8 protein-coding genes are annotated in these 7,987 nt (G+C 70.3%); 1 reads left to right on the top strand and 7 read right to left on the bottom strand.

Annotated features, from left to right (window positions below; translation table 11 throughout):
• From KF910_RS05580 to KF910_RS05565, 4 genes are all read right to left on the bottom strand, one after another.
• A partial coding sequence (locus KF910_RS05580; protein WP_292259437.1) for an anthranilate synthase component I family protein occupies positions 1 to 1,314 on the bottom strand: 1,314 nt, incomplete at its 3' end.
• 69 nt (positions 1,315 to 1,383) lie between these two features.
• A complete protein-coding gene (locus KF910_RS05575; protein WP_292259436.1) occupies positions 1,384 to 2,403 on the bottom strand; it encodes an HlyD family secretion protein in 1,020 nt (339 codons plus the stop codon).
• Between the two features lie 20 nt (positions 2,404 to 2,423).
• On the bottom strand, positions 2,424 to 3,176 hold the full coding sequence (locus KF910_RS05570; protein WP_292259434.1) for an ABC transporter ATP-binding protein: 753 nt from the start codon (positions 3,174 to 3,176) through the stop codon (positions 2,424 to 2,426).
• Entirely contained in the window at positions 3,173 to 4,345 is a 1,173-nt protein-coding gene (locus KF910_RS05565; protein ID WP_292259433.1) for an ABC transporter permease, read from the bottom strand. The genes KF910_RS05570 and KF910_RS05565 overlap by 4 nt, the downstream gene beginning before the upstream one ends.
• 175 nt (positions 4,346 to 4,520) lie before the next feature.
• Here KF910_RS05565 and KF910_RS05560 point away from each other — a divergent pair, with 175 nt between their 5' ends.
• A complete protein-coding gene (locus KF910_RS05560) occupies positions 4,521 to 6,608 on the top strand; it encodes a S46 family peptidase (protein ID WP_292259431.1) in 2,088 nt (695 codons plus the stop codon).
• Positions 6,609 to 6,635: 27 nt separating this feature from the next.
• Here the strand turns inward: KF910_RS05560 and pgsA are convergent, their stop codons facing one another.
• From pgsA to KF910_RS05545, 3 genes are read right to left on the bottom strand one after another with little or no spacing between them, the layout of a single operon-like run.
• Complete coding sequence (gene pgsA, locus KF910_RS05555; RefSeq protein WP_292259429.1) at positions 6,636 to 7,274, bottom strand: CDP-diacylglycerol--glycerol-3-phosphate 3-phosphatidyltransferase; 639 nt, start codon at positions 7,272 to 7,274, stop codon at positions 6,636 to 6,638.
• A complete protein-coding gene (locus KF910_RS05550) occupies positions 7,271 to 7,732 on the bottom strand; it encodes a PIN domain-containing protein (RefSeq protein WP_292259427.1) in 462 nt (153 codons plus the stop codon). Before KF910_RS05550 ends, pgsA begins: the two co-directional genes overlap by 4 nt.
• Positions 7,729 to 7,983 carry a type II toxin-antitoxin system Phd/YefM family antitoxin gene (locus tag KF910_RS05545; protein ID WP_292259426.1) on the bottom strand — a complete coding sequence of 85 codons (255 nt, stop codon included), beginning with the start codon at positions 7,981 to 7,983 and terminating at the stop codon, positions 7,729 to 7,731. Before KF910_RS05545 ends, KF910_RS05550 begins: the two co-directional genes overlap by 4 nt.
• Positions 7,984 to 7,987 lie beyond the last annotated feature (4 nt).

Raw genomic sequence — 7,987 nt, 5'->3', positions numbered from 1 at the left:
GCCCGTCAGGGCCTGGCGGAGGGCGGCGATCTTGGCCTCGGTCTCCGCCAGTTCGGCGGCCGGATCGCTGTCGGCGACGATCCCGGCCCCGGCCAGGGTGCGGAAGCGCCAACCGTCCGCCCGCCGCTGGAAGGCCGCCGTCCGGATCAGGACCGAAGCCGTCAGGGCGCCGTCGTCCCCGGCCAGGAATAGGGATCCGCACCAGGGTCCGCGCGGCGGCTCATGGGCCGCGATGACCTTCATGGCCTGATGCTTCGGCGCTCCGGTGATCGAGCCGGGTGGAAAGGCGGCGGCCAGGATCTCGGCCGACCCGACGCCGGGCGCGGCCTCGGCCGTCACCGTCGAGACCAGGTGATGGACGGTCGGCAGGGTCTCGATCTCGAACAGGCGTTCGGCCGCCACCGAGCCGGGCCGGGCGGCGCGGGCCAGATCGTTGCGCATCAGATCGACGATCATCAGGTTCTCGGCCCGGTCCTTGGCGCTGGCGGCCAGTTCGGCGGCCAGGGCGGCGTCGGCCGCCGCATCGGCCCCGCGCGCGCGGGTGCCCTTGATCGGTCGGGCCTCGATCCGGCGCCCGTCGAAGGCCAGGAACAGTTCGGGCGAGTTCGACACCAGGGCCCGGTCGCCCAGCCGCCAGAAGGCGCCATAGGCCGAGGCTCGGCCGACCTGCAGCCGCACGAAGGCATCGAAGGGATCGGCCCCTTCCGCCAGCCGCCCGGTCCAGGCGCGGGCGATATTGGCCTGGAACAGCTCCCCGGCCGCGATCCGCCCGACGACCTCGGCCACGGCCGCGCGATAGTCGGCGCCGGACGCCTCTTCGTCGAACGACAGGGCCGGCGGACCCGGGGTCGGGACAGTGGCTTCCGTCCAGGCGGCGGCGCGGTCGGCGGCGGTCCGCGCCGCATCCGCATCCACGCCCCGGCCGACGGCCACGGCCCGTCTCTGGTGCAGGTCGAAGCCCAGCATGGCCGGATAGCGAGCCAGCATCAGGTCGGGCCAGACATCCGGCCGTCGGCCGGTCGCCGGCCGGGCGCCCAGGTCATAGGACGCCAGGCCGACCGTCCCCGGCCCGAAAGCCTCCAGATCGGCGAAGGCGGTCTCGGGGTCTCGCGCGCCGATGAAGACCCGGTCCGGATCGGCGGCGACCCAGGACCAGCGCCCGTGCGGAGCGCCGTCCGATAGCAGGGCGAGCGCGCCGTCGCGGTCCGCCAGACCGGCCGCCACCGCCAGGGGATCGCGCCAGGGCAGGTCGCGCCGAACCACGGCCGGAAGGGCGGCCTTGGCGACGTCGGCGTGAGCGAGAGGAGGGGTCATCCCTGCTCTCTAAGGCCGGATCGCCCGGGACGGAACGGAGTCCGTCCGCTCGTCAGGCCCGCATGTCGCCTATTCCGCCTTGCGCGCCGGAACCCGCATGGCGCGGTCGGGGCCGACGCCGGCCGCCGTGGTGCGCGGGGCGCCCGCCGCCTGGCCCGGTTTCATGAATTTCACCAGCACCCTCTGGCCGATCAGCAGGGGGGCGTCGCCGGCCGAGACCACCACCTCGACCACCCGTTCGTCCGAACGCTGGCTGGGGTCGTCCGAGGCCAGCTTGCGGGCGCCGAACACCGCCGCGCGGCGCAGGACGGCGCCGACATAGACCTTGGTCGGGTCGCCCTCGGGCTGGATTTCGACGGCCTGGTCCACGGTGATGTTGGGGATGTCGCTTTCCACGATCTCGGCGCGGACGATGCGCGGGGCGTCGGGCTCCAGGTCGAACATGGTCGAGACGTTCAGGGTCGAGGCGCCGGCGCCGGGATTGGCGTAGCGGCGCACGATCCGGCCACTCATCGGCGCGCGGATGACCGTCAGCTCCAGATTGTAGGCGGCCTCGTTCAGCCGTGCGCGCGCGGTCTGGACGCTGGCCTGTTGCGAGCCCAGACGGGCCTGGGCCGCGGCCACGGCGTCGCGGGCCTGATCGACCCGCTGGGCGGCGACGAAATTGGTGTCGACCAGCCGCTGCAGCCGCTCCAGCTCGCGCTGAGCGGTGTTGATGTCGACGCGGATGGCGGCCAGCTGGCTCTCGGCTTGGGCCACCTCGGCGTTGGCCCGTTGCAGGGCCAGGCGCGGTTCGTCGTCTTCCTGGCGGGCCAGGATCTGGCCGGCGGTGACGCGGTCGCCTTCCTGCACCAGCACTTCGCGCACCACCCCGCCGCGGCGGGCCGCGATCTGGATGATGCCGCCCTCGACATCGACCTTGCCGTTGGCCACGGCGGCGTAGGGGCTGGCCACCTTTTCGGCCGCGGCCTTCTCCTGCGCCGCCTTCTTCGCGGCATTGCCCTTCTGCATCATGCTGAAGCCGATGAAGAGGGCGACGATCAGGACCAGGCCGATCCAGAGCCACTTGTTTTTCAGGAAGGCGGGCATGTCTGTGTCCTAGGCGGAAATCAGTGGGACGCCAGGGCGGCGTCGGGGTTGGGGGTGCGGCGCTGGTCGTCGGTGATGACGCCGTCCTCGATATGGATCACCCGGTCGGCCCAGGCCTCCAGGCGCGGGTCGTGGGTCACGCAGATGACGGCGGCGCCGTGTTCGGTGGCGGCCCGGCGCAGCAGGCGGATGACCACCTGGCCGTTCTCGCCGTCCAGGGCCGAGGTCGGTTCGTCGGCGAACAGGATCTGCGGGTCCTTGGCCAGGGCGCGGGCGATGGCCACCCGCTGCTTCTCGCCGCCCGACAGGGCCGCGGGCCGCTGGTGCAGGCGATGGCCCAGCCCGACTTCCTCCAGCGCCAGGGCGGCGCGCTTGCGGGCCTTGTCCGGGCTCTGTCCCTGGAATTTCAGCACCGTCTCGACCTGCTGCAGCGCCGTCAGGGCCGGGAACAGGTTGAAGCCCTGGAAGATGAAGCCGCAGTTCTCCAGCCGGAAGCGGTCGATGCGGCCGTTGGACAGTTTCCACAGATTGTCGATGTCCAGGATGTCGACGCGGCCTTCCTCGGGCCGCAGCAGGCCCGACAGGGCGGCGATCAGGGTCGACTTGCCCGAGCCGGACGGCCCCATGACCATGGTCAGGTCGCCGTGGCGGGCGTCGAAGTCCACGCCCTTCAGCACCTCGACGAAGCTCTTGCCCGACTTGAACCGCTTGACCAGGCCCGTGGCCTCGATGGCGAAGTCGCCGTGCTTTCCGTGCGATTTGGTATGGCTCATCGCAGCAGGTCCGCGGGTTGGCTGTTCTTGAGGACGCCCATCGACAGCAGGCCCGACAGCATGGCGATCACGACCAGTCCGCCGCCCACCACAAGCAGCAGGCTGAGAGGCAGGGCGATGATGACCGCATTGGCCATGGCCAGCAGCGACACCAGCCAGGTCAGAAGGATCGCGGCGCCCACGCCGACCACCCCGACCCAGAAGCTGAGCTCCATCACGATCCGGTTCAGCGAGCCCATGCCGACGCCCAGGGCGCGCAGGGAGGCGAACTCCTTGATGTTGGCCATGATGGCGCCGCGCAGGGTCTGCCAGGTGATGGCCACGCCGATGATGGTGCCCAGCACCACACAGCCGCCGATGATGATGACCAGAATGCCTTCCTCGAACATGGCGCTGGCGTTGGCGTCGGCCAACCCCTGTTTGGTCCAGGCCTTCCATTGGCCGTTGCCCATGGCGTTCAGTTGGGCCGCCACGATCTCGGCGTTGGCGGGGTTCTTCAGCTTGACCATCAGGGGGCCGACGCGAGGCCCGGTGTCGGCCTGGCCCAGCATCCGCAGGGTGTCGCGCGACATGACGATCGTCGCCTGCATCATGTTGGGATAGCCGCGGGTGACCGCGATCACGGTCACGGTCTGGCCGTTGTACAGGGCCTTGTCGCCCAGCTTGACGCCCAGCTTGGGCAGGGCCGTCTCATCGACCGCGACCGTATAAGGCTGGCGCAGGGCCTCGACCAATTCGGTCGAATAGTCGGTGGGGATGGTGACCGATCCGGGCGTGGTGTCGATGACCATCGACTGGACGAACTGCTGGCGCGGTGCGCCCTGACGGGCGCGGTCGGCCTGGCTCAGGGTGGGATCGACGTTCTTGACCGACTGGAAGGTGCCGCCGGCGCCGTCCAGCGGCTGGACCTCGACCACCTCGGGATGGTTGTAGACCAGGGGAATGAACCGGCGCGGCACGCCCGACGGCCCGCCGATCAGGCTCTTGGCGCCCGGCTGCATGACGATGATGTCCGCGCCCGACCGTTCGATGGTGGCGGTGAAGCCCTTGCCGATGCCGATGAAGACCCCGGTCATGGCCAGGACCAGCAGGCCCGACAGCGCCAGGGCCATGACCGCCGCCATATAGCGCCGCCATTCGAACAGCAGGGTGGACAGGGCCAGGGACATTCGCGGAACGCTTGCAAAGGAGTATTTTCGCTATGTGCAGGCGCACCCTGTTTCGGCCAAGTTAAATCGGGGTAAGCCGCCGAACTTCCTGCGGGGAAAGTCGTCCGCGGTTGACCGCCTCGGCGCCGCGGGGGCAGGTTGCGGCCGCCCTGTTCCTCGTCGCCGGAGACCCTCCATGCGCAACCCCGCCCTGATCCAGGCCGCCATCCTCGCCACCGTGGCGGGCGCCGCCATCACCGCCCTGGCGGCCGCCCCGGTCCGCGCCGAAGAGGGGATGTGGACGCTGGACAACTTCCCCATCGCCCGCGCCAACCAGCTGCTGGGCACCAATATCGACCAGGCCTTCCTGGACCGGGTCCAGCTCAGCGCGGCCAAATACGGCGGCTGCTCGGCCGGCTTCGTCTCGGGCGAGGGCCTGCTGATGACCAACAACCACTGCGTCCGGTCGTGCGTCGCCGACCTGTCGACCACGGCCACCAACTACACCGAGACGGGGTTCGCGCCGCGCAGCCGCGAGGAGGAACTGAAATGCCCCGGCGGCACGGTCGACGTCCTGACCGACATCGGCGACGTCACCGAACGGATGCACAAGGCCGGCGAGGGCCTGTCGGGCCTGGCCTTCACCCAGGCGCGCGACGCCGAGGCGGGCCGGATCGAGCGTGAGGCCTGCGGTGACGACCGCGACCGGCGCTGCCAGGTGGTCAGCCTGTACCGGGGCGGCCAGTTCAAACTCTATACCTACAAACGCTATTCCGACGTGCGCCTGGCCTTCGCGCCCGAGGCGGCGGCGGCCGATTTCGGCGGCGACCCCTATAATTTCAGCTTCCCCCGCTACTCGATCGATGCGGCCTTCATCCGCGTCTATGAGGACGGCCGCCCGGCGGCGACGCCCAACCATTTCAAATGGACCTCTGACCGTCCGGTCGAGCGGACGCCCGTCTTCGTGGTGGGAACCCCGGGCGCGACCCAGCGGCTGCTGACCCAGGACCAGGTGGCGACGGTGCGCGACGTCTACCTGCCGCTGGACCAGATCATCAGCTCCGAACTCCGCGGCCGGCTGATCCGCTTCTCGGAGGAGAGCGCCGAGAACGAATTCATGGCCTTCGGCGCCCTCAGCGGGGTCGAGAACACCTTCAAGCGCGGCATGGGGCGGATGAAGGCCCTGGTCGACGCCGGCTTCATCGCCCAGCGCGAGCAGGCCGAGGCGGATTTCCGCGCCCGCGTCGCCGCCGATCCGGCCATCGCCGCCGAGGCGGGCGATCCCTGGGGCGCCCTGTCGGCGGTTCAGGACGACTATCGCGACCTGTTCCCCGCCTATCACATGCTGGAAAGCCGGGCAGGCGGCGGATCGGCCCTGTTCAGCTGGGCCCGCACCCTGGTGCGCGCCGCCCAGGAACGCGCCAAGCCGTCCGAACAGCGCCTGCCCGAATACGCCGACAGCCGCCTGCGCGGGGTCGAGAGCGGGCTGATGGCCGAACGCCCCAGCTATCCGACCCTGAACCAGCTGCAGATGGAATGGTGGCTGTCCAAGACCCGCGAGGTCCTGACCGCCGACGATCCGCGGGTGGAGGCCCTGCTGGGCGCCGAATCGCCCGAGGCCCTTTCGGCCCGGCTGGTCGAGGGGACGCGCCTGGCCGACCCGGCGGTGCGTCGCGCCCTGTGGGACGGAGGCCTGGCCGCCATCGAGGCGTCGGACGATCCGATGATCCGGTTCGCCCTGGCCATCCAGGCGCCGACCCGGGCGATCCGCGCCGAGTGGGAAGACCGCGTGGACGGCCCCACCGACCGGGCCTCGGAGGCTCTGGCCGCCGCCCGTTTCGCCGCCTATGGCGACAGCGTCTACCCCGACGCCACCGGCACCCTGAGGGTCAGTTTCGGCCTGATCGAGGGCTCGGACGTTCCGGGCCAGAAATTCGGCCCCTTCACCACCTTCGGCCAGCTGTGGAACCGCGCCACCGGGGCCGTCCCCTTCCAGGCCGCGCCGCGCCTGCTGGCGGCCCGGGACCGGATCGATCCGGATACGGTGCTGAACATGGCGGTGTCGTCCGACACCATCGGCGGCTCGTCCGGCTCGCCGGTGATCACCGAGCGGATGGAGATCCTGGGCGCCAATTTCGACTCCACCGTGATGAGCCAGCGCAACGCCTACGGCTACGACCGCAATGTGAACCGCAGCGTGATCGTCACCACCGCCGCCGTCGCCGCCGCCCTGCGCGACGTCTACGGCATGGGCCGCCTTCTGGAGGAGCTGGAGGCCGAGTGAGCCATCGGGCTGGGCCGCGCCGGCGGCTCAGCCCATCTGCCGCCGGGCTTCGCGGAAATACTGAATTCCGGTCCAGACCGTGATCACCGCCGCGAACCAGATCAGGAAGACGGCGAAGCTCTCGAACGGCCCCTGCCAGGCCAGGGGCGAACCGTCGGCCTCCAGCAGGCCGAAGGCGCCCCACAGCAGGGTCAGCTGAAGCGCCGCCAGGGCGATCATCTGCACCGTGGTCTTCCATTTGGCCATCAGGGTCACCGGCAGCTTGACCGATCCGGCCACCGTTTCGCGCAGGGCCGAGACGGCGAACTCGCGGAACAGGATCAGGCCGCACGGCAGGGCGATGCCCGGCAGGGAGCCCGAGGCCAGCACCCCCAGGATCGCGCCGGTGATCAGAACCTTGTCCGCGATCGGGTCCAGGATGGCGCCCCAGCGGGTGGCCGCGTTCCAGCGCCGCGCCAGCCAGCCATCCAGCCAGTCGGTCGAGGCCGCGACCACGAAGATCCAGAAGGCCCAGATGCCGAACCGGGCCTGGGTCTCGGGCGACAGCCAGGTGTCCAGCGCCCCCGGCGCGGCCCCGGCCATCATGACGAACATCACCACCCCGGCCACCAGCCGCAGGCCGGTCAGGATGTTGGGCAGGGGGTTGGCGTGCGGATTGGGGGTCATTCCGGTCTCCCGCTCAGGGTTTCCAGCACGGACGCCAGCAGGGGATGCGGCGTCTCGGCGAAGGGGTTGGCGACGGTCGTCCCGCGATAGACGAATCCGTCCTGCAAGTCTTCGGACAACAGAAGGATGCATCCGGCCGATGCGGCGGTGGCCAGGATCAGGGCGTCGAAGATTCTGAACCGGGCGCTGGCCGCAAGTTCCAGGGCCTCGGCCAATACGGCGGGGGTGGTCGCCAAGGGGGTGGTCATTTCGGTCAGGCTGGAAACGATCCCCACCGCCTCCGTGCGGGCCACACCGGCCTTCAGCGTAAGAACGTTGTAGAATTCGGCCGCGACCTGCACAGGCAGGCAGGCGTCCGCCAGAACCTGCCCCAGCAGCCGACGCGCCACGGCGGCCTTGGCGGGACCGTTCAGGCCCTCGGCATAGACCAGGACATTGGTGTCCAGGGCGACCTTCAACGGTCGTAAAGCTCGTCTCGGGTCCAGGGACCGATATCGACCACCGGCCGCGCCGATGCGCGCTTCAGATAGGCCGCCGCCTGCTGGCTTCGACGGCGGCGGACCGCCGCATCCGAGATATCCTCGGCCGGCACGATCCGGGCCACGGGCCGCCCATGACGCGTCACCGAAACGCTCTCGCCGTTCTGCACGCGTCGCAGCAGTTCGGAGAAGCTGCGATTGGCCTCGGCGGCGGGGACCTGAATATCCATCCCC

The sequence above is a fragment of the Brevundimonas sp. genome (genome assembly GCF_019636155.1).
Classification (GTDB): domain Bacteria; phylum Pseudomonadota; class Alphaproteobacteria; order Caulobacterales; family Caulobacteraceae; genus Brevundimonas.
Note: the sequence above shows the minus strand (reverse complement) of the source record. Positions and strands in the feature narration are given on the sequence as shown.

Bases quoted from the DNA above. Each gene is read 5' to 3' on its own strand.
- KF910_RS05575 (WP_292259436.1), bottom strand. From the start codon at position 2,403: ATGCCCGCCTTCCTGAAAAACAAGTGGCTCTGGATCGGCCTGGTCCTG.
- KF910_RS05570 (WP_292259434.1), bottom strand. From the start codon at position 3,176: ATGAGCCATACCAAATCGCACGGAAAGCACGGCGACTTCGCCATCGAG.
- KF910_RS05565 (WP_292259433.1), bottom strand. From the start codon at position 4,345: ATGTCCCTGGCCCTGTCCACCCTGCTGTTCGAATGGCGGCGCTATATG.
- KF910_RS05560 (WP_292259431.1), top strand. From the start codon at position 4,521: ATGCGCAACCCCGCCCTGATCCAGGCCGCCATCCTCGCCACCGTGGCG.
- pgsA (WP_292259429.1), bottom strand. From the start codon at position 7,274: ATGACCCCCAATCCGCACGCCAACCCCCTGCCCAACATCCTGACCGGC.
- KF910_RS05545 (WP_292259426.1), bottom strand. From the start codon at position 7,983: ATGGATATTCAGGTCCCCGCCGCCGAGGCCAATCGCAGCTTCTCCGAA.